The organism is Bacillus sp. FSL R5-0576 (genome assembly GCF_038004765.1).
Taxonomy (GTDB): domain Bacteria; phylum Bacillota; class Bacilli; order Bacillales; family Bacillaceae; genus Bacillus; species Bacillus subtilis.
Genome location: NZ_JBBORU010000001.1, coordinates 2,367,547 through 2,388,621 on the forward strand (window position 1 = coordinate 2,367,547; position 21,075 = coordinate 2,388,621).

General features: G+C 40.5%; 24 protein-coding genes and 2 pseudogenes. 8 read left to right on the forward strand and 18 right to left on the reverse strand.

The genetic code is table 11. The annotated features are described in order from the left end of the window. Positions 1–5: 5 nt before the first annotated feature. From NX903_RS12115 to NX903_RS12150, 8 genes are read right to left on the reverse strand one after another with little or no spacing between them, the layout of a single operon-like run. Positions 6–749: a class I SAM-dependent DNA methyltransferase gene (locus NX903_RS12115; RefSeq protein WP_042976537.1), complete on the reverse strand. Its 744-nt coding sequence runs from the start codon at positions 747–749 to the stop codon at positions 6–8. After that, complete coding sequence (gene rsfS / locus NX903_RS12120) at positions 746–1,102, reverse strand: ribosome silencing factor (RefSeq protein ID WP_014480315.1); 357 nt, start codon at positions 1,100–1,102, stop codon at positions 746–748. The genes NX903_RS12115 and rsfS overlap by 4 nt, the downstream gene beginning before the upstream one ends. A 17-nt stretch (positions 1,103–1,119) precedes the next feature. Continuing rightward, positions 1,120–1,680, reverse strand: a complete 561-nt coding sequence (yqeK, locus tag NX903_RS12125) for a bis(5'-nucleosyl)-tetraphosphatase (symmetrical) YqeK (RefSeq protein ID WP_014480316.1) — start codon at positions 1,678–1,680, stop codon at positions 1,120–1,122. Beyond that, entirely contained in the window at positions 1,670–2,239 is a 570-nt protein-coding gene (locus tag NX903_RS12130) for a nicotinate-nucleotide adenylyltransferase (RefSeq protein ID WP_004398676.1), read from the reverse strand. Before NX903_RS12130 ends, yqeK begins: the two co-directional genes overlap by 11 nt. A gap of 11 nt (positions 2,240–2,250) precedes the next feature. Beyond that, the gene (yhbY, locus tag NX903_RS12135) at positions 2,251–2,541 is read right to left on the reverse strand and encodes a ribosome assembly RNA-binding protein YhbY (RefSeq protein ID WP_003226133.1); all 291 of its coding nucleotides are present in this window, start codon (positions 2,539–2,541) and stop codon (positions 2,251–2,253) included. Further along, positions 2,535–3,377, reverse strand: coding sequence for a shikimate dehydrogenase (gene aroE / locus NX903_RS12140; protein ID WP_003229967.1), 843 nt, complete (start codon positions 3,375–3,377; stop codon positions 2,535–2,537). Before aroE ends, yhbY begins: the two co-directional genes overlap by 7 nt. Before the next feature lie 17 nt (positions 3,378–3,394). Then, on the reverse strand, positions 3,395–4,495 hold the full coding sequence (gene yqeH / locus NX903_RS12145; RefSeq protein WP_003229966.1) for a ribosome biogenesis GTPase YqeH: 1,101 nt from the start codon (positions 4,493–4,495) through the stop codon (positions 3,395–3,397). Positions 4,496–4,498: 3 nt separating this feature from the next. Next, positions 4,499–5,017 (reverse strand): YqeG family HAD IIIA-type phosphatase, encoded by a 519-nt coding sequence (locus NX903_RS12150; protein WP_003226126.1) that lies wholly within the window; start codon positions 5,015–5,017, stop codon positions 4,499–4,501. A gap of 361 nt (positions 5,018–5,378) precedes the next feature. Between NX903_RS12150 and NX903_RS12155 the strand changes: the two genes are divergently transcribed. Next, positions 5,379–5,519, forward strand: coding sequence for a sporulation histidine kinase inhibitor Sda (locus tag NX903_RS12155; RefSeq protein WP_003226124.1), 141 nt, complete (start codon positions 5,379–5,381; stop codon positions 5,517–5,519). A gap of 305 nt (positions 5,520–5,824) precedes the next feature. Here the strand turns inward: NX903_RS12155 and NX903_RS12160 are convergent, their stop codons facing one another. Then, positions 5,825–6,556 (reverse strand): SGNH/GDSL hydrolase family protein, encoded by a 732-nt coding sequence (locus tag NX903_RS12160; protein WP_003229964.1) that lies wholly within the window; start codon positions 6,554–6,556, stop codon positions 5,825–5,827. A 251-nt stretch (positions 6,557–6,807) separates the two neighbouring features. Further along, complete coding sequence (gene cwlH / locus NX903_RS12165; RefSeq protein WP_070547555.1) at positions 6,808–7,560, reverse strand: N-acetylmuramoyl-L-alanine amidase CwlH; 753 nt, start codon at positions 7,558–7,560, stop codon at positions 6,808–6,810. Between the two features lie 186 nt (positions 7,561–7,746). Between cwlH and NX903_RS12170 the strand changes: the two genes are divergently transcribed. Beyond that, entirely contained in the window at positions 7,747–8,373 is a 627-nt protein-coding gene (locus NX903_RS12170) for a TVP38/TMEM64 family protein (RefSeq protein WP_077671456.1), read from the forward strand. A gap of 19 nt (positions 8,374–8,392) precedes the next feature. Here NX903_RS12170 and gnd read toward each other — a convergent pair whose 3' ends face one another. Then, a complete protein-coding gene (gene gnd, locus NX903_RS12175) occupies positions 8,393–9,286 on the reverse strand; it encodes a phosphogluconate dehydrogenase (NAD(+)-dependent, decarboxylating) (protein ID WP_077671457.1) in 894 nt (297 codons plus the stop codon). Positions 9,287–9,537: 251 nt separating this feature from the next. Between gnd and NX903_RS12180 the strand changes: the two genes are divergently transcribed. Further along, on the forward strand, positions 9,538–10,260 hold the full coding sequence (locus tag NX903_RS12180) for a YqeB family protein (RefSeq protein ID WP_032726205.1): 723 nt from the start codon (positions 9,538–9,540) through the stop codon (positions 10,258–10,260). A gap of 32 nt (positions 10,261–10,292) precedes the next feature. Here NX903_RS12180 and nucB read toward each other — a convergent pair whose 3' ends face one another. Continuing rightward, positions 10,293–10,703 carry a sporulation-specific Dnase NucB gene (gene nucB, locus NX903_RS12185; RefSeq protein ID WP_009967785.1) on the reverse strand — a complete coding sequence of 137 codons (411 nt, stop codon included), beginning with the start codon at positions 10,701–10,703 and terminating at the stop codon, positions 10,293–10,295. Between the two features lie 194 nt (positions 10,704–10,897). Here nucB and sigK point away from each other — a divergent pair, with 194 nt between their 5' ends. After that, positions 10,898–11,626 (forward strand): RNA polymerase sporulation sigma factor SigK, encoded by a 729-nt coding sequence (gene sigK / locus NX903_RS12190; protein ID WP_013308023.1) that lies wholly within the window; start codon positions 10,898–10,900, stop codon positions 11,624–11,626. Positions 11,627–11,707: 81 nt separating this feature from the next. Here the strand turns inward: sigK and NX903_RS12200 are convergent. The 3 genes and pseudogenes from NX903_RS12200 to fumC form a co-directional block, all read right to left on the reverse strand. Continuing rightward, a pseudogene (locus NX903_RS12200) lies at positions 11,708–11,904 on the reverse strand (recombinase family protein); the annotation flags it as partial. Beyond that, positions 11,862–12,040 (reverse strand): annotated as a pseudogene (locus NX903_RS12205) (hypothetical protein). The pseudogenes NX903_RS12200 and NX903_RS12205, both read right to left, overlap by 43 nt. A gap of 124 nt (positions 12,041–12,164) precedes the next feature. Next, the gene (gene fumC / locus NX903_RS12210; RefSeq protein ID WP_032725151.1) at positions 12,165–13,553 is read right to left on the reverse strand and encodes a class II fumarate hydratase; all 1,389 of its coding nucleotides are present in this window, start codon (positions 13,551–13,553) and stop codon (positions 12,165–12,167) included. A 166-nt stretch (positions 13,554–13,719) separates the two neighbouring features. Here fumC and NX903_RS12215 point away from each other — a divergent pair, with 166 nt between their 5' ends. Next, entirely contained in the window at positions 13,720–14,610 is an 891-nt protein-coding gene (locus NX903_RS12215) for a LysR family transcriptional regulator (RefSeq protein ID WP_144486686.1), read from the forward strand. A 941-nt stretch (positions 14,611–15,551) separates the two neighbouring features. Then, a complete protein-coding gene (locus NX903_RS12220; protein ID WP_046160622.1) occupies positions 15,552–15,947 on the forward strand; it encodes a VOC family protein in 396 nt (131 codons plus the stop codon). 739 nt (positions 15,948–16,686) lie between these two features. Here the strand turns inward: NX903_RS12220 and NX903_RS12225 are convergent. Then, entirely contained in the window at positions 16,687–17,814 is a 1,128-nt protein-coding gene (locus tag NX903_RS12225) for a Rap family tetratricopeptide repeat protein (RefSeq protein ID WP_077671578.1), read from the reverse strand. A 409-nt stretch (positions 17,815–18,223) separates the two neighbouring features. Here NX903_RS12225 and phrE point away from each other — a divergent pair, with 409 nt between their 5' ends. Further along, on the forward strand, positions 18,224–18,358 hold the full coding sequence (gene phrE / locus NX903_RS12230; protein ID WP_032725165.1) for a phosphatase RapE inhibitor PhrE: 135 nt from the start codon (positions 18,224–18,226) through the stop codon (positions 18,356–18,358). A 134-nt stretch (positions 18,359–18,492) separates the two neighbouring features. On the opposite strand, the gene NX903_RS12235 is transcribed toward phrE, so the two are convergent. Beyond that, complete coding sequence (locus NX903_RS12235) at positions 18,493–19,344, reverse strand: aldo/keto reductase (protein ID WP_032725166.1); 852 nt, start codon at positions 19,342–19,344, stop codon at positions 18,493–18,495. Between the two features lie 169 nt (positions 19,345–19,513). Here NX903_RS12235 and NX903_RS12240 point away from each other — a divergent pair, with 169 nt between their 5' ends. Beyond that, positions 19,514–19,957, forward strand: coding sequence for a MerR family transcriptional regulator (locus NX903_RS12240; RefSeq protein ID WP_029318107.1), 444 nt, complete (start codon positions 19,514–19,516; stop codon positions 19,955–19,957). A gap of 200 nt (positions 19,958–20,157) precedes the next feature. Here the strand turns inward: NX903_RS12240 and NX903_RS12245 are convergent, their stop codons facing one another. Then, positions 20,158–21,069: an AraC family transcriptional regulator gene (locus tag NX903_RS12245; RefSeq protein ID WP_144486688.1), complete on the reverse strand. Its 912-nt coding sequence runs from the start codon at positions 21,067–21,069 to the stop codon at positions 20,158–20,160. Positions 21,070–21,075 lie beyond the last annotated feature (6 nt).

Consider the following 21,075-nt stretch of genomic DNA (forward strand, 5'->3'; position numbering starts at 1 on the left):
TCGTTTTAAGAAACGATGGTTTTTGATTTCTGCGCCTTGAAAAAGAGGCGTTCTGATTGTGCTGATGGCTCGGAATCCGTAAAATCAGCTGTCACGTGATGGAGCTGAAAGCCGCAGTTCTTAAGCATTTCTTCGTATTCTTCCACCGGGAACGTTCTTTGCTCGTGTGTCTCATCAAAACGATCATACGCTTCTCCGTTCCACACAAAAAACGACATATCATGAATGACAGAAAGCTCGTCACTTCCGGCAAAGCTCTGCCAAATATAGCTGATATCTTCGTCCTGGTTAGCAAATGTGCTATCCGGAAAGACTTCCGCAATTTTAAAAGATGAATGAACATCAAACAGCAAAATGCCTTCAGGCTTTAATACCCGAAATACACTTTTAAAGGTTTCGATCACATCATTTTTTGTTTTTAAATAATTTAATGAGTCACAGCATATCACAACAGCGTCAAACTGACCGTCAAAGCCGGTGATCTCTCTCATATCCTGCTGAAGAAATAAAATAGGCTGGCTACTCGATACCTTTTGCTGGGCGAAAGAAAGCATCTCTTCGCTGAGATCGATGCCTGTAACCTCGAAGCCTTTTTCGGCAAGCCGGATGGAGATTTCCCCCGTGCCGCATGCTAGATCGAGAATACGGCCTTTTTCCGGGAGGGATGCTTCAATCCATTTTGTCCATTGATCGTAAGGCGCGTGTGACATTAACTCGTCATACACGCTTGCAAAGCCTTGATAAATCATTGATTCATTCCAAGATCAAGATCTGCGAGCGGAGCGTCTCCCCACAGCTTTTCAAGGTTGTAGTAGCTTCTTTCATCCTTGTGGAAGACATGGACAATTACATCGCCTAGATCAACGAGAACCCATCTTGCTTCATCAAAGCCTTCCATCTTTTTGACTTGAATGCCGTTTTCATCAGCCTGATCCTTGATTTCACGGGCAATCGCCTGTACCTGTTTATCTGAATTTCCGTGGCAGATCAGAAAATAATCAGCAACCAGAGAAATACCTTCCATATCCAGTGCTAAAATATCCTCTGCCCGTTTATCGTCGCAAGCCGCAGCTGCGATCTTTAAAATGGACTTTTGGTTCATTCACAAATTCCTCCTGTTCAGCTGCCAGACACAAGCCAGTTATACGTTAAAAATGTGTCTGGAAAAACCGGTTGATTTTTTTTCATAAGAAAAACCATTGTATTTTTAATGGACTGAATCAGCGCTTGATTCAAATCTGTCTCAGCAAGCTTACGCACCTCATCGACACCGGGAAATGCCCGATTTGGCTCAATGTAATCAGCAACGTAAATGACTTTTTCTAAAAGTGTCATGCCGGGGCGCCCTGAGGTATGATACCTAATGGCGTCAAGAATGTCTTCATCTTGAACCCCTGCCTCTCTTTGGACCAAATAAGCGCCGACCGGAGCGTGCCAGAGCTCCGGATTATGATCCAATAAATGCGCAGGCATTTTTTCTCGCGCAATAATTTGTTTCATTTCTTCTTTCGGGCGGAATTTGGCGTAATCATGAAAGATTGCCGCTGTTTCCGCTTTTTTAGAATCGGCTCCAAAACGCTCCGCAAGTTCGATCGCCGTGTTCATCACGCCAACCGTATGGATATATCGGTGTTCGGTCAATTGCTGCTTCACGCATGCAAGTGCCTCCTCACGATTCATATAAACCATTCTCCTCTACATACTTCTTCACTTTATCAGGGATTAAGTAGTCAGTGGGCTTCTTGCTTTTAAACCGTTCCCTTATCATAGTTGATGATACCTCAAATTCCGGAACGTCTGCAAAGAGAAGCGGATAAGGGGTTTCAACATGAAAACCGGGGCGCTTTACTCCAATAAATTGAATGAGGTTCAGCAGCTCGTCCAGCTTATACCATTTCGGCAAATATTCAATCATATCAGCACCGATAATAAAGAACAGCTGATCATTTGGATAACGCTGCTTCAGTAAAGAAACGGTATCAAAGGTATATGATGGCCCTTCTCTTTCCATTTCAACAAGCTCCAGCTTAAAGGACGGATTAGATTGAATTGCAAGCTTTAGCATTTCCACGCGATGAAAGCTGTCGGTATAGTCTTCGTTCTGTTTATGCGGCGGAATTTGATTAGGCATAAACCAAATTTCATCAAGCCCCGCCTGGTACAGCACCTCATTCGCCATTAAGAGGTGACCATTATGCGGAGGGTCAAACGTGCCTCCGAAAATTCCGATTTTCTTCATTTCAACCACCTTTAAGGAAGCTCGATTTGTTTATTTTCCTTTGATTCCTTATATAACACAATCGTATTGCCGATTGTCTGCACCAATTGAGAGCGGCTTCCTTTTACAAGAGCTTCCGCTACATCGTTTTTATCCTCTTCGCAATTCTGAAGCACGCTGACTTTAATGAGCTCTCTCGCTTCAAGCGCCTCAGCAATTTGTTTAATCATGTTGTCGTTTACTCCGCCTTTACCAACTTGAAAAATCGGCGTTAAATGATGCGCTTTTGAACGCAAAAAACGTTTTTGTTTACCTGTTAACATTCTGTTCCTCCTAATTTTCCTATTACAATGGATCTCATTTTTTCAATATTAGGCTCTTGTCCAGTCCACAATTGGAAAGACAATGCTGCCTGTTCAACAAACATGCCCACACCGTCGAGTGTTTTCAAGCCTTTTTGGCTTGCTTCTTTTAAAAGGGCCGTCTGTATTGGATTATACACGATATCACATACGACGGCACTGCTCGCGGCACGCTGTAATGAAAGCGGCACATCGTCCACGTTCGGATACATGCCCACAGACGTTGTATGGATGATAACATCATACTGCTCAAGACGTTCTTCTGCTTCTTTTATGCTTAATACTTCTTTATTGTGAAACGAGGGAGTAGCTTCTGTAAGCCGCTTTGCTTTTTCTAACGTCCGGTTGCAAATGTCAAATTTTTTCGGGGTATTTCGGACAATTGTTGTAAAAATGGCTCTCGCCGCTCCGCCAGCGCCGATCATTAAGAATGACAGTTCAGAGATGGGCTTGTCTAATACCTTCATTAATGACTTCACGAAGCCTTCCCCATCGGTATTGTATCCGACAAGCTTATCTCCCTCTCTTCTGACCGTGTTTACGGCACCGAGCACTTTTGCACTCTCATCAATATGATCCAGATAATCCATAATGGAAACCTTGTGCGGAACAGTCACATTGATTCCTTGTACGCCTAGAGCTCTTATTCCTTTTACCGCATCCTCCAGATCATTCTCTTCTACCTTGAAGGCATGATAATGTCCGTCAAGCCCGAGGTCTTTCAATGATGCGTTATGAATATCAGGTGACATAGAATGGCCAATCGGATTTCCGATAACCCCGTACAGCTTTTTCATACTCCTCTCCCCTTTTCTTAAATTAATGAACGCCGAACAAATACATGAACGCCTTTTGGCGCGTATGCAGTTACCTTTTTATCGGCGTCATGGACAGTAACCCAGCCTAACCCAGAGAAAACGATATCTGTCTTTTTGTCTTTTATCGTAAACGTATGGGCGACCAATTCCGGAAACTCATCCATTTCATCTTTACCCGGAGGTGTGAGCAATTCCCCTGCATGCTTTTCATAAAGCGCGTCTGCATTTTCAAGTTTTGTTCTATGAATCATCAGTTCATTCGGCATATAGCAAATAAAAGGAGATCTTTCCCCAGACACATAATCAAACCTTGCAAGTCCGCCAAAATACAGTGTTTGCTGATCATTAAGCTGGAATGTGCGAGGCTTCAGCTCCTTTTTAGGAGATAATATTTTCAGATCCTTTTTATTGACATAATGCGCCATTTGATGGTTGTTGATAATTCCCGGTGTATCATAAAGCGATGAACCGTCATCCAGCGGGATTTCAATCGCATCAAGGGTTGTGCCAGGAAATTGGGATGTTGTAATAATATCTTCTTCACCTGACACTTCTTTAATAATCCGGTTAATAAAGGTTGACTTTCCTACATTTGTACATCCGACAACATAGACGTCTTTTCCGTTGCGGTAATGCTCAATCGCGTCAATTACTTCTCTGATTCCCTGGCCGCGTCCCGCACTGACCAAAAATACGTCAACCGGTTTTAAGCCAAGCTCTTTCGCTTCACGCTTCATCCATTGGATCAGACGCTCTCTTTTCAGTGACTTAGGCAAAATATCCGCTTTATTGCCAACTAATAAGATAGGGTTTCCCCCCACCAAGCGCTGCAGCCCATTAATCCAGCTGCCGTTAAAATCAAAAATATCAACAATTTTTACGACAAGAGAGTCCGTTTCTCCAATACCGTGAAGAATGTTCAAAAAATCATCATCAGTTAAGGAGACATCTTGTATTTCATTATAGTTTTTCAGTCTGAAGCAACGCTGGCAAATCACATTTTCTTTCGTAAGTGATGCAGGCGGCGCGTACCCCAAACCTGTTTTGTCCTCGGTTTGGATCGTAACTCCGCACCCGATACAAACAACCTTTTCCATTTCTTACTCCTCCCACTGAATGTGCCCTTTTCGTTTGAGAGCACTCAGTATTCTGCGTTCGACCTGGCGGTTAAAGCGCGTAATGAATCCGTCAGAGGAAGCGACTGGCACGACCAAAATCGTATGGTAGCCGTTTCGGTTTCCCCCGAGTACATCGGTCAGCAGCTGGTCTCCGATGACAACGCAGTCCTCTTTTTTCAGCTCCATATTGCGCACCGCTCTATTAAAGGCTTTACCCATCGGTTTTCTGGCTTTATAGATGAATGGGATTCCAAGCGGTTCTGAGAAAAGTTTCACTCTTCTTTCGTTATTATTAGAGACAATTGTCACTTTAATGCCGTGTTCCTTCATTTCTTCAAACCACTCGATCAATCGCGGCGTCGCGTTCGGCCTGTCCCATTCAACAAGCGTATTATCCAGGTCAGTAATAATTCCTTTTACATTTCGTTCCTTTAATTTCTCAGGTGTAATATGAAAAATATTTTTTACAAACTCGTCAGGTAAAAAAAACTTTTTTAACAAAACCCGCACCCTTCCCTTTTTCTTTCTTTCAAAATGATTGTCGAAAAAAATCGAACTTGCGCCTAAAGAAAAACTGAGCAAAAAAATTTCGACAAAAATTGGGTTTCTTCACCAGGTGTGGATAAATTTACACACACTATCCACTCTTATTACATCACTCTTTAGACAAATTATAAACACGATACTCACAAGTTATCCACTTTTTGGTGTGGATAACAGAACGATTGTTCTTATATGCATTTCATGGTAGATTAAAGATAACTTCAACCTCAGATGAACGCAACTTATCATTGTATGCGTTAAAATCATGAATGATTCCAACTTTTAAGGAGGTGCCTCTCCCATTAATTGGGTTCCTAGCATGAGAAAACTGTCTGATGAATTACTAATAGAATCTTATTTCAAAGCCACCGAAATGAATTTAAACCGTGACTTTATCGAGTTAATTGAAAACGAAATAAAAAGAAGATCGCTCGGACATATTATTTCCGTATCTTCTTAATAGGAATTTGTCTATTTTTTCCGGGCGTATTTCCTTTTTTTACTCAGATGACTGATATTATATCACTTTGGCTGCGCGCTTTACTACTATTTTCAGCAAAAAACACCCCTAAAAAGAGGTGTTTTAAAGGGCCGGTTATTATGCTAACCAGTATATGCCGCCCACAACCAGGAGAACAACAACTAAAACAACAATAAAAGCGTATCCATATGCTCTGCCTGCGCCATACATGTGAAGCGCCTCCTTAATAAGGTTTTATAACAGCCTATGTAGGAGAAATAAATCGGACTAGGCGGTTGTCCGGCTCAACGCTGCAGGATCTGCCCATCTTGTATTCCTTCATATACGATCCTTGCCCCTTTAGGTGTCATATGATTTCCAGAAGGATCTATTAAACCAGATTGGATAAGCGCTTCATCAGTTGCTTTTCCGCCGTCTGCTTCTATAAAATGCTTCCAGTTATCTACAAGAGGGACATCCAGGCGCTTCGACACATCTCTTGTAATATCGTTATATGAGTTGTGCCATTTCCTTGCTCCGCCTTTTGGTTCAAAAGCAGCTGCTTGGTATCTGGAATAGTAAAACAGATGATGCTTCCCATTACCTTCTATAATTGGGATACACGTCATTAAGATAGGCTTGATCCCGTGTTTTCTGCTTTCTTCAATAAAATAAACCAGATTTTCTCTAAAACGCTGCTTCGACACTCTCGGTTTCCCTTCAGTCAGTATGGCAGCGTCATTGGTGCCGAACATAATAAACAAATACTTCGGTTTTTGATCCAGCACATCTGTCTGAAATCGGAGACGGGCATCCTCTGTCGTCTGTCCGCCGATTCCCGCATTGAGTATATCAAGGTTACCGCGCTCAGCTGTTTTTAATATATTGACCCACTGCTGTGCTTTTGGATAATCGCGATAATCCCAATTTGAGCCACGCGTATTACTGTCACCAAATGCTACAACGTCTTCGTATCCCCTTCCCTCGCATCCTGCTGTAACGAACAGCAGAAGGAAAAGGATGATAAAATGTTTCATCTTTACACCCCCAAAAGCCTCACTTTAATGTTATACCTCTGTTTCTCTTCGTTCAATGAAGAGTTTTTCGCTATCACTGTTTTTTCCTATAGTTAACGTGTCCCCCTCAGTGAATATCATTCTGCTTTCATTGCGGCGCAGCTGATGATTTTTTAAAATTCCCTTCTTTCCAATCTGAAAAACACACAAACCAAAGAAAAGAAAATAACCTGAATCCGCACTGGAAACAGGTTATCCGTTAAATCCTGCATTTACTTTAACTTCGATTTAAGCTTGGCCTTTGTTTTTGGCCCATAAATCCCGTCTGCAGTTAATCCGTTCATGAGTTGAAAACGCTTGACGGCATTCGCTGTTTTCGGTCCGTAAACTCCATCTATGCCATTGTTTTTGGCTCCCTTATCAGGGTAAAAGTGAAGTGCAGCTAAAGCCTTTTGCAGCTGGAGAATGTTTGTGCCCTTTCGATAAGGCGAAGTGAGCTTTATAACCCCAGACGGCAGAGGATATGATGGTGAAGATTCTTTTGGAGGTGTATCCGAGGAAGAAATTCCGTTTAGAAAAGAGTTCCAGTGGTCCAAGAGTTTCCGCGGACATTCTTTCCCGGACCATTTTTTGTGGGGAACAACACGATTTAACGGAATATTGTTTTCCTTCATCAGCTTTCTGATCAGCCACTGGGCATTTGATGTTGCTTTTTCAAAATCGCCGTCAGCATTTTCACAGATTTCAATCCCGATCGATTTGCGGTTTCCTGTCCCGTTTGTACCGTCTCCCGCATGCCAGCCGTTTTCATCTATCGGGAGATGCTGATAAATGACTGAATCGTCAACTGTAAAATGCCAGCTTTCGGATGTGTTCGGGTTTTTCACAAAATTGGAGTGCATTTTCGCATCAGCGCCTTTGGCTGTATTCGCTGTATTATGCACCGTAATATAAGCAGGCGTCATCGCATAGCCAGGACGATTATCATTTGATACCGGTATAAAATCCTTTTTTATGGTTACCATTTCTATCCCTCCCTATTATTAAGAATGCAGAAAACAGAGAGATGGACAGCCTTTTTTATGAAGTAAAAAAGAATTGTGTTCTCAACCTGGTTTTCAGTTGAACCGCTGAAATGGCACCAGTTATACTAATTTAGATGACGGAGGTTTTGGCTCCTGACATCACCTAAGTTGGGAGTGACCATAGACATGTTAAAAAAAGTAATAGGTATACTTGTGATTATCGCTATCATTGCAGTCGGTTTTTTTCAGAAAGAAGCTTGGCTTGATGCAATCAAAGCAGGAGGGATGTTTTCCGTTTTATTTAGTATGCTGCTGATTGCTGCCGATGTTTTTTTCCCAATAGTGCCGTTTGCTTTTGTTGCTGCTTTAAATGGCGCAGTGTTCGGGACTGCAAATGGAATTTGGATTACACTGACCGGCTCAATGCTTGGTACTATATTGCTGTTTTTTCTCGCCAGGTACAGTTTTAGAGATTGGGCCAGAAAAAAAGTTCAGGCCTATCCTGCCATACAGAGCTACGAGGCTTCCTTCAACAAAAACGCTTTTACCGCTGTTTTATTAGGAAGGCTGATACCTGTCATACCTTCACTTGTAATGAACGTGATCTGCGGGCTGAGCCAAGTTCGCTGGCATGTTTTTTTCTTTGCGTCTTTAATAGGGAAAATCCCCAATATTGTTGTTGTCACTATTGCAGGTGCCAATTTCACCAGCAATAAATTATTGTCTATCAGCATTTACGGTACATATATTCTGATCATCATGGTGGTCATTTATAAAAAGTTCCCTCATCTTCTGAAGGTGCCAAAAAAATAAGGAGGCTTGTTTGGCCCCCTTACTTTTTTTCTGTCGCATGGCCTCCAAATTCATTTCGAAGCGCAGCGACCACCTTTCCTGTAAACGTATCGTCTGTTAAAGAACGGTATCTCATCATCAGTGACATGGCGATGACCGGAGTTGCCGTCTGCAGATCAAGCGCGGTTTCCACCGTCCATTTTCCTTCACCTGAGGAATGCATAATGCCCTTGATCTGATCCAGTTTCGCATCCTTAGAAAAAGCTCGCTCAGTCAGTCCCATAAGCCAAGAACGAATGACAGAACCATGATTCCACACTCTGGCAACCTTCTCATAGTCAAAATCAAATTGGCTGTTTTCAAGCACTTCAAATCCTTCACCAATCGCGGCCATCATTCCATACTCAATTCCATTATGGATCATTTTTAAAAAATGTCCGCTTCCCGCTTCACCAGCGTATAGATAACCATTTTCGACGGCGGTATCACGAAAAAGCGGTTCCACAATCTCCCATGCTTCATGGTCGCCCCCCACCATAAAACAGGCTCCATGCCGTGCGCCTTCCATTCCGCCTGACGTTCCGGCATCGAGATAATGGATACCCGCTTCTTTCATTTGATTGTAGCGGCGAATTGATTCTTTATAATGAGAGTTTCCAGCTTCGATAATCATATCGCCTTTACTTAATAAAGGTGATACATCACGCAAAACAGCATCGACAATGCTATACGGTACCATAACCCATAGGATACGCGGCGGGTCTAATAAAGAAATTAACTCTTTAAGATTCGTTGTCCCCTCAGCCCCGTATGCTTTCAGTTCATCAACAGCCGCTTGATTTACATCATAACCTACCGCTTGATGATTGCGGTCAATGAATTGCTTTCCTATGTTTATGCCCATTTTCCCTAAGCCGATTAATCCGATTTTCATATCTGTTCCTCCTGATTGTCTAAAAAGCCTTTACTCTTTATGTTCCCTTTGGATTGTATTGTGATACGCAGAAAACAAATGGGGCTTACATCGTCTGCGCATGTAAATTTTATTTTTCATGACCGACGGCGCCTGCCAGTTCTATTACTGAATCTCTTTATATCCATAATTATCGCTTTATCCTTGATTTACCATCAGTTTAAGTTAAAATATGGGAAGGAATTCGATTTTTTCAGTAAAAAGAAGGTGACATGTTGCAGAATCAATCTCATACTCTTATTGGAGTTACGAAAACCGCTGTATTCTTTTTATACGCTGCACTTGCAATCATCGGTTTTGCAATCGGGTATTTTATCCCGCAGATTGCGAAATGGGCATTATCCCTCCCCTGGATCCCTCTTGAAGGACCGCTTCGGCTCATTACCTCTTTTCAGGGATCTACAGCTGCATTTATCACTGCTCTTCTCGGTATGTGTGCGGGGATTTGGTTCGCTCATTCTGTTATTGCAATGCTGCTGTCTGTCAAAATTACAGATCACACAGTGGAATTCATCAAAGGAAAAAAAGTGCAAACAATTCATTCCGATGACATCGCTCTTGTATTTATGGATCACAAACGGCTTGTCCTCCTGGGAACAGCCGGATATGAATTGGTACGGGAAGAAATTGATGAAAAACCAGTAAACGTTGAGAAGGCCTTTAGACAGCATCATTACGAATGGGCAACAGATGGTGATCCGTTTAAAGATCAATTTCGCCGATGGATTCCTGATGCACCAGACCTATCGCAAGGCGCCCATGCCTTATTAAAAGCTCGTCATAAAGCGCTGCAGGACGAAGAAAAAGACGATATTGAAGAATTCCGTCTCGAACTGGCACAGCTGGGCATCGTTGTACGGGACGAAGGCACACGCCAATATTGGCGAAAAGCAGAAACCTATCCCCCGAAAATTCAGCACGGCGAAGGATTGTAACAACAGAGGCTCAAGAAAGAGCCTCTTCTTTACTACTGCACAATAAACAGCACTCTGGTACCGTCAGGATAGCTGCTCATTTGATTCCCTACCCACGAGCCGGCGCCGCGATTATCAGAAGGCGTCACATATCGGACATCAGCCCCTGCGCCGCCTTCCTCGCAGACCGCCATCGGCCACTCATCCCGGTCATAGCCCGGCTTGGTCGGGATTCCCTTTAAAGATTCCTCCCGCCTTTTGTCTGCTCCATCTCTGTCAATGGTACAAATATCTGGATGTCCCTCTGCAATTGCATCTCTAATATGACTGCCGGTTTCCGGATAACGAGACAGCGGAAAATATAACACTTTGTCATACGAAGATGCGCCTTGGATCTGTTGCGGAACCATTAAACAAAGAAGAACTGCTGCAGCAAGAAACAGGCCTGCCATCCATTTTTTCATTCCCATCCCCCCATACCTTTGTTCATTTCAATGTATGTCGCTTGATAAAGATTATTTTTAACATTTGAAGTTAGTATGCTGCTTACAAAAGCCGGACTCCCCCGCGAGAAATTTCCCGGTACAGACACAGACAGCCTCCAGGTCACATACATTTACATATAGGCTTTTGCCTACATACTTTTGTGGAGGTGACGATGGTGACAGGTGTTTTCGCAGCGCTCGGCTTTGTTGTTAAAGAGCTTGTCTTTTTAGTATCTTACGTGAAAAACAATGCCTTTCCACAACCGCTCTCAAGCAGCGAAGAAAAAAAATACTTAGAGCTCATGGCTAAAGGGGATGAACATGCCAGAAACATGCTGATTGAGCATAATCTTCGCTTGGTCGCCCATATTGTGAAAAAGTTCGAAAATACAGGTGAGGATGCAGAGGACTTAATCTCCATCGGAACGATCGGGCTGATAAAAGGAATTGAAAGCTATTCCGCTGGTAAAGGGACAAAGCTGGCGACGTATGCTGCGAGGTGTATTGAAAATGAAATCCTCATGCATTTGCGCGCATTGAAAAAAACAAAAAAAGACGTCTCCCTTCACGATCCGATCGGGCAGGATAAGGAAGGGAATGAAATAAGCCTGATTGACGTTTTGAAATCAGAAAACGAAGACGTGATAGATACGATCCAGCTCAATATGGAGCTTGAAAAAGTGAAACAATACATTGACATTTTAGATGACCGTGAGAAGGAAGTGATTGTCGGGCGGTTTGGACTTGATTTGAAGAAGGAAAAAACGCAGCGAGAGATTGCCAAAGAACTCGGTATCTCGCGCAGCTATGTATCGCGGATTGAAAAGCGGGCGTTGATGAAGATGTTTCATGAGTTTTATCGGGCAGAGAAGGAAAAGCGGAAGAAGGCGAAGGGGAAATAATGCAGAAGAGGCCGGATCTCATATTCCGGCTTTCTCTATTTGAAAGAGTTATGAAAATCATTTTTTTCATCGCTGATAAGCTCTCCGAGAAAGACGGTCTGATCGTAACAAATGACTTGACTTATAAGTCCTTTGCTTGCATCCACCCTCAGGCGATTCAAAGCCGGACGTTCTAAAAGCTCTCCAGAAAATCCTTCATCGGCATACTTCAGCACATCCTTAGTCCCTGCTTTCTTTATGCAGGCCTCGATCTGGCTGTCGATGCTCGATCCCTTGATCGCTTGTTCCTCGGTCGATACCCTTACATATATTGCTATCACCCTGGATCTCCTTCCTATAAAGTTTTATTAAATAATGATAGCAATTGTTCATGCATTTGTCAGCTTGCGGTCCCTCGATGATTATTACCTTCATAAAATGCATCACCCCTTGGGTAATGCTACGTAATAAGTGTTTGTCCTAATGAGGTGATTTTCAATGAGTGTAAAAAAAGAAAAAACTAGTTACAGATCAGTAACTAGTTTTCACCTTAAACGATTTAAATGTTTGGTTTCACCATATCTTCTGGTTTAACCATCTCATCAAATTGTTCTTCCGTTAGCAATTTAAGTTGCACAGCAGCCTCTTTTAACGTCAAGCCTTCTTTATGAGCAAACTTAGCAATTTTTGCAGCATTTTCATATCCGATATAAGGATTCAATGCTGTGACAAGCATCAAAGATCCGGAAAGATTTTCTTTAATGGTTTTCGCATTAGGTTCAATACCAACCGCACAATGATCATGGAAAGATTTTATTCCATCACTCAATAACTGCACGGATTGTAGGAAGTTATAGATAATAACTGGTTTAAATACATTTAGTTCAAAGTTGCCCTGACTTGAAGCAAAACCAATAGTTGCATCATTCCCCATAATTTGAGCCGCAATCATGGTAAGGGCTTCACATTGAGTAGGGTTAACTTTACCGGGCATAATGGAGCTACCAGGCTCATTTTCCGGGATTGAAATTTCCCCGATCCCACAGCGAGGACCGCTTGCAAGCCATCTAACATCGTTCGCAATTTTCATTAAATCAGCAGCTAATGCCTTCATAGCACCATGTACATACGTTATTTCATCATGACTAGTTAACGCATGAAACTTATTAGGTGAACTTTTAAAATGTTGGCCTGTAAACTTCGAGATCTCCTCTGAGACAACTTCTCCAAACTGTGGATGTGCATTAATGCCTGTCCCTACAGCCGTACCCCCGATAGCAAGCTCACGCATTTTATCAGTTGCTTCCAATATCATTTCTTTCGAACGATCAATCATATATACCCAACCGCTAATTTCTTGTCCAAGCGTAAGAGGTGTAGCATCTTGAAGATGTGTACGACCTATTTTAACAATGTCATTGAATTTTTTTGCTTTTTCATCTAATGTGTTCCGAAGTTGATCAAGTACAGGAACTAATTGTTCATAGATAGCTAATACACCTGCAACATGCATCGCTGTTGGGAAAGTGTCATTCGAACTTTGACTGCGGTTCACATCATCATTTGGATGTATGGTTTGGATAGAGCCTTTCTCTTTTAGTAAAGATGTTGCAAGGTTCGCTATAACTTCGTTAACATTCATATTGCTTTGTGTACCGCTTCCCGTCTGCCAAACAACGAGTGGAAAATTGTCATCATATTTGCCTTCAAGAATTTCATCACAAACTGCGGTAATAGCCTCTGTTTTTTCACTATCCAAATTTCCTAAACGATTATTAGCAATAGCTGTACTGCGCTTCAATATAGCAAAAGCTTTAACAATACGTTTTGGCATTTTTTCAGAACCTATCTTGAAGTTCTCTTTACTACGTTGTGTTTGCGCTCCCCAAAACTTATCAGCAGGCACCTTTATTTCTCCAAAAGTATCTTTTTCAATTCGATAGTTCATTAAAATAGTCCTCCTTCTGAACACGAAAATAGTTTAAAATTCATATAAAAATTTATTTATTTTGCTGCTAAATTTAGCTTAACACTAATAAATCATGATGTATAATGCATAATAAATATGATTTTAATTCCTTTATGTAATGATTTATAAGAAGTGAGGTTTTTTTATGGAATGGGAACAATTAGAGTACTTTCAAACTCTTGCTCGTATACAGCATGTAACCAAAACTGCTGAAACGTTATCAATAACACAGCCAGCACTTTCTCGGTCTATTGTTAGATTAGAAAATCACTTAGGTGTTCCGCTTTTTGATAGACAAGGCCGGTCCATTAAATTAAATAAATATGGGGAAATATTCCTCAAGAGGGTTGATTCCATGATTCGAGAATATACAGAAGGAAAGGAAGAAATTCAATCTCTTTTAAAACCGGATCAAGGTGAAGTGTCTTTAGGCTTTTTACACACCCTGGGTACAACAATAGTTCCAAATTTAATTGGAACGTTTAAAGATAATTACCCAAAAGTTCAATTTCAACTAAACCAGTCTCACTCTAATTTGCTTTTAGATAAACTAAAATCAGGTGAGCTTGATCTCTGCCTACTTGCTTCTTTTCCAGTCGAATCAAATATAATGTGGAAACCCTTATGGAAGGAGGAGCTTTTTTTATTTTTGCCAAAAAAACATGTGTTAGCTACTCGTGAGGATATTACGTTAAACGAAATAGCTAATGAGCCTTTTGTTTTAATGAAAGAAGGTTTCGCCCTTCGAGTGACAATAGATGATATTTTTGAGCAAGTTAATATTACCCCAAACATTGTATTTGAAGGTGAAGAAGCTACAACAATCGCAGGTTTTGTTGCAGCGGGTCTTGGCGTTTCAATTCTTCCTGATTTTAAAGGCTTAGACCAAACAAATATCGCAAAGGTTCGCATTAGTTGGCCAAGGTTCGAGCGCATAGTTGGTATTTCATGGATTGAAGGGAAGTATCTATCACCTGTCACTGAAAACTTCAAGCAATATATCATCAATCAGTTTCCTCAAATAGATTCGATATAGTATTTAGTTACTGTTGTTGAGGCCAAGTCATCGTACTCCTAGATGGATTTAATAGCTCTAAAGAAAAAACAAACAAAGAAGATACCAAAATGGCTTTTTGGTATCTTCTTTATTAGTTCGTTGCCCTCAATAAAGTGGAAGTATATTGTCAGTTACAGAAGCTTTCAAGCGTCTGAAGTTATCTAATACACACTCATTGCATCATTTTATATCTATTTTGGGCACAAAATGGGCACGATTTTTTCCTTCCTTTAGTCCCTAACTTGATCTCCAACTATTATGAAACCAACATTTGAGGCTCTGTCTGTATCTACAAAGTGAGTAAATATTTAAGATGCTATTTTAATCCATACTGCCGATGAAAAGTTCAGTCATTGCAGGTTATTTACTTATTTGCTTTCACCCACCATTAAGATTTAGCCAGACGTTCAAGCAGCATCATCCCTTAGGTGATGCTATGTAATAACTGATTATCCTAATGAGGAGATTTTCAGGGAGTATGAAAAAAACACTAAAAAAACCGATAGTTTAAAAACCATGAATTTTATATAACCAGCAGGCCCTCAACATAGTAAATCCATATCATTGGTTATGGAAGCTTATTTTCATTACATTCCTTATATTCATTTGCCCTCATTTCCTTACATTTATATGAATTATGGTTAAAAAATGGTGAGCACAAACAATAAACGTCCGTACTACCCTTTTATGACTGGCAGGAATTTTCTGCTTCACGTCGAAAGTAATTGTCGAAAAGTAATCCAGGAGGATAGGGGGGGTTCTTAAGGGACTCAAATGTTCTGATTTATGAAAATCAATTTAATGGAACAACTCCACATGTTAAAAAGATTTTAAAAAAGTTTTTTCCTTTGTCGATTTCATTAAGTCGTATTCGTTGTATTCGTAGAAAGACAATTAAAAATGGAAAGGTTGTTGAAATCATGGGAGCACAATTAAACTCTTATCTAATGTCAGAGGACGCAAGAAGCCAGGCGGATTTTTACTTAGAATCACTCGGTGGAGAAATTGTATCACTTAAAACATTCGGTGAGGTACCAGACACTCCAGAAGATATGAAGGAGAAAGTAATGCATCTGTCTTTGAAGATAGCTGGAAACAATATTCTGATGCTTTCTGATTCCTTTGAACAAGTGGTCGGTAATCGTAGCATCAGTCTTGCTTTAACCTATGATAATGAGAGCGAAGCAAGAGAGGCATATACCAAGCTTGGTGAGGGTGGAGAAAACAAATATCCCTTTGCTTTACAGCCATGGGGCGCATACTATGGAGAAGTGATAGATAAATTTGGTGTTACATGGATGATTACTAAACCGTAAACTATGCAAAATAAATCAGGATTTTATTGAAGCGTTAAAAGAACCATGGCAAAGGAACTCTCCACAAATTTATGTAAGACGTCCATAAGGATATAACGGAAGTCCATGAATTCAGGATAAGAAGCCCCATTTTTCGAATAACAGAAAATATGCTGCTGTCATCACGACATCGACAAATGCTGTTCACTTACAATCTTTAATGCTACCGAACTGGAACTTCCTGAAGACATATTCGATGGTCCATCAGAAAGAAAAACACTGAAGCTCTGTGAAGGGGATTCGTTTGATACCGGGCAGCTAGTGTTATTGGTCAGCCATGCCTCAAAATCACTTTAAATGTAACTCATTGAGTTAGAAAGATAAGGTATTCAACAATCGTGCGCTATTCTTTTATAAGAAAGCGTCTTTTTTGCATCCCAAAACCACTTAATTCCCATCTGAGAGATTTCCTGGAGAACCAAAAGTTATAGCGGTGCCCTATTGCCTTTTTCTCTCCAAAAAATAAGATTAGGCCTCAAGGATTTAAAGGGGGGGACTAATTATATCGCATTTGATTCCAATGTTTCTGTTGATATCAAATAAAAAAACCTCCATTTCTGAAGGAGGTTGAATGTAATATTATCAAGTTTGAAAACGATCAGAGGCAATATGAAATGTGTTTTGAGTTTGATTTTCTGTTAAGGATCCGAAACCACACACTAAAACAAGTGACAAACCCAGGATTAGGCATACCTTCTTTTTAAAAGTCATACAGGCATTCTCCCCTTTGAATTTGTGTTTGAGTCTCAAGCATTTTCTGATGATATACATAGGATGTTTCAAATTCTTTTGAGTTTGCGTAAGCAGCTGCGGTCTCACAGGCAATGTCTTCAATATATGAATAGTTCTTATTTTTTTCTAGGTATTCTATTGTTTTATTAACACCTTGTTGGTCCACTGCATCGACATAAAGAGCTTTTAAATATCCCTGTAATTTTGCGAAAAGCTCATCACCTTGATAAAGAGCTGCTGACAAACCTTTCTTACTTACTTGGATAGCCTCATTCATTTTTCCTTGTTTAAAAAGGATTTTAGCATAAGAAAATAAAGAATGTGGCAAGTTTGTGAGCTTTTCTTTTTCTGTAATCTCCACTGCTTGCTTTATGTATACTTCCGCCTGCTCGTAATCACCGCTGTCAGCAAAATTAGTGCCTAAATTATATAGTGCAGAACTGATCAACCTTTTGTTATTCAATTCCCTAGATAACTCTAATGCCTTTTCAAGATGCGGCTGACTTTTTTCGTAATGTTTAAAATCAGTATAATTCCCTGAAATAACAAACATACACTGAACTTTCCGCACCTTATAAAGTTCATATTGATTATAGATATCTAACGCTTGTTTAACGTGATGCATAGACACATGACTTTGCTTCATACCATAATATGCTTCAGCTAACTTAAAATGAAACTCTGCTCTTTCAATCTCATCAGGGACATGTATAAGCTGCTTTTCAGCTTCTCTATAATAGTAAATAGCTTTCATGTATTGCTTCTTATCAAACTCGTACATCCCTCTGAAAAACAGAGAATAATACGACAACAGGCCAGATATGCCTTTATTTGAAGTCTCAATTTTTTCAAGAAGTTCCTCAATAGTTGGTCTTATACGTGTTGTTACGGGTTCCAAATAATCTAACATGAGCTGATGACGGAATTTCATTAGGGAGAAGTAAATGAGTAAATACTCATCTTCCTCCATCCGTTGGATTTCGTGCTCCACCTCTGCCTTTAAAATCTCTGCATCCGGGACACTAAATTGACGTATCATTTTATACCATTCATTGATCTTTACGCCAACTTCTGACGAACTTAAAACCGGATTCACAGGACCCCTCCTTTTATGTCTTTTTATGTAATATTCTAACATTTCCAAAAAGTGTTTGGACCGCAAAAAAACCGCAAACTTTTTTATTCGGTTTGTTCATAATAAAAAAGCAGGCATTATGCCTGCTTTTTTGTAAGGACTCTATCCGTTCTTTCTCCTGTATAACGGTAAAGAAAGTTATTCAAGTATTTTTATGAAATGGGCTTCTTACGTATTTTATCCATTGCACCTTACTATGATAATCTTCATTAAAGAATTATTTATAGTATAATACTTTTCACAAACATTCTGAAATTATTTTCATCATAAAAGGTGTAGCATGATATGCGCAGGACGAACAGCAATAGACTATCCATTCCCAAAAATAGTGTATATACTCAAAAGCAAATATCGAAAGGGGAATGCATGTATGAAATCTAAATTGTTTATCAGTTTATCCGCCGTTTTAATTGGACTTGCCTTTTTCGGATCTATGTCTAATAGTGAAATGAAGGAAGCATCCCGGAATGTAACTCTAGCACCTACTCATGAATTCCTTGTTTGATTCGATAAACAACATTAGTTCTCATTCCCTTTAGCCGTTCATAACGGCTTTTTCTTATTTCTAAGAAAGATAAGCGAATCTTGTTCACCTACATACAATGGTAATAAATATTTCACTATTATCTCCTCTGGCAGTTACAGATCAAATTTCATAGCACTTATTGATTTTACAATTTGTGGATCTCGGTGCGACCCGAAAAGGCTTTCTCCTTTATCAAGAGTTGAAATTTGTTCGATATCCTCTAAGCTCAACTCAAAATCGAAAATGTCAAAGTTTTCGACAATCCGTTCTTTGCGCACCGATTTTGGGATTGTAACGACTTCACGCTGAACAAGCCAACGCAACACGACCTGGGCGACAGATTTATTGTGTTTTTCCGCAATGGAAGTCAACACTTCGTTGCTGAACATGTTATTGCGTCCTTCAGCGAACGGTGCCCACGACTCGTGTTGTACTCCCTGCTCTTTCATAAAAGCAGCACTTTCTTTTTGCTGGTAGAATGGATGCGTTTCGATTTGATTGACGGCTGGCACGATTTCATTATGCATGATGAGATCCATTAGACGGTCGGGGTGGAAGTTGCTGACTCCGATTGCCCTGATTTTGCCTTCACGGTACAGGTCCTCCATCGCACGCCAAGCACCGTAGTAATCGCCGTATGGTTGGTGAATAAGGTATAAATCAAGATAATCCAGCTGTAGCTTACTCAATGATTTGGAAAATGCTATCTTGGCCCTTTCATAGCCGGCATCCTGAATCCAGAGCTTGGTCGTAATGAATAGCTCCTCACGCGGTACGCCGCTCCGCTTGATTGCACGTCCAACTGCTTCCTCGTTTAGGTAACCGGAAGCGGTGTCAATCAGACGATAACCGGCCATCAGTGCTTCATATACTGCGTTTTCACATTCTTGAGCATCGGGGACTTGGTAAACACCGAAGCCGATAATTGGCATTTTCACTCCATTGTTTAATGTTACGGTTTGCATTGTAATTCCTCCTATTGTTCAAATGTAGAACGACAAACAGCACGCAGCGCGAAAATCGGGCACACAGAATGAATTCCGCTACGGGTAGTTTGCGTTATAATAAGCTTATTACCTTCGTGTAACACGAAGGCTAGCACTTTTTAAAAAAATTTTTAAAGGAGGATTACACATGCATACAGTCAAAGAAGCAGCGATGATAACCGGACTCACCGAGCATGCGGTGCGCTTTTACACGGATAAAGGCCTGGTGCCGAGCGTGCAGCGCAATAAAAACAATATTCGTTTGTTCGACGAAGAATCAATCAACTGGCTGTTTGGCGTCAAATGCCTCAGGCAATCCGGGATGCCGATTGAAGTCATTAAAACGTACGTGAATCTCTGTCTTGAAGGAGATTCGACCATTCCACAACGGTACACACTCATGATGGAGCATAAAGAAGAAGCACTCTCTCAGCTCGAAGAAGCCAAACAGCACATTGCCCATTTGGAACAAAAAACTGCCCTATATCAGGCAATTATGGAGCACGGCTCTCCTGATACAACTAATCCCGCCAACTGGGAAAAAATACAGCATATGCATAGTGACGTATTTTACTCACCCACTGTCCGGTAGATTTGAGAGATATTCATGAGCCCATCAATCGCTTTTAAACTTCTAAATTGGAATCCATATTGAATATGCTAAGTTTTATGACAGATTATGAGGGATTAAATTTGTTTATATACGGCGATAGGGCTGAAAGTCCTTAAGGTTACTTTCTATTAAATATAAATTGATAGGAGTCGCATCTGTATGCGGCTTCTTGATCTGGACTATATATTATATAAATTCAGATTCTCTTTACGATCTTTCCCTGGAGGCTTGCCAAACATCTTTCTATACTCTCTATTAAAATAAGAAGGACTTTCATAGCCAACTTGAAAAGCAGCATCAGCAATCCTCATATCTTTCCCGAAAATCAACCGCCTTGCTTCATGAAGACGTAAAGCTCTCTGGTATTGGATCGGAGTCATCATTGTAACTTGTTTAAAATGATGATATAAAGCTGATGGGCTAAGGTTTACTTTTTTAGCTAGTGCATCTATCTTTATTTCCTGAGAAAAATGATTTCTTAAATAATTCAGAGCAGCAGCCACTTCAGATAATTTACTCCCCTTGGCAACAAGGCTTTTTACTGTGTGACCATGCTTTCCCTGCATAATGCGGTATAGAATTTCCTTAATGATTAAAGGTGAAAGTATTTCTGTATCTTCAGGAGTATGAAGTAGCTTCACGAGTCGGATAAGTGCATCCAGAATGACCCCATCTGTCTGATCCACAAATATTCCTCGGCCTGTAGCATTATGATTAGTACTATGTTGCTTATACTCTTTTGAGACCTCTGCAATTTGCATTAAGTTAAAATTCAATCGAAGACATAAATAAGGTTCCATCTCACTTGCTTCTAAAATTTCCCCAACAACAGGTAAATCGACAGCTACGACTAAGTAATCCCCTTTTCCATAAAAGAAGTCTTCTCCAATCATAGAAATCACTTTTTTCCCTTGCAGAACAATACACAAAGCAGGTTCATGCATAGTATGGACAGGCACCAGCGGCTTGACTGATCTAATAAATTCCAACCCGGAGATTGACGTTACGTTCGTACCCTCCTTGGTAGCAAAGGATGACACAAGGTTTGTAAGCTCCTCTTCTTTCGATTGCAATTGCACTTCTAGAGACATGAAATC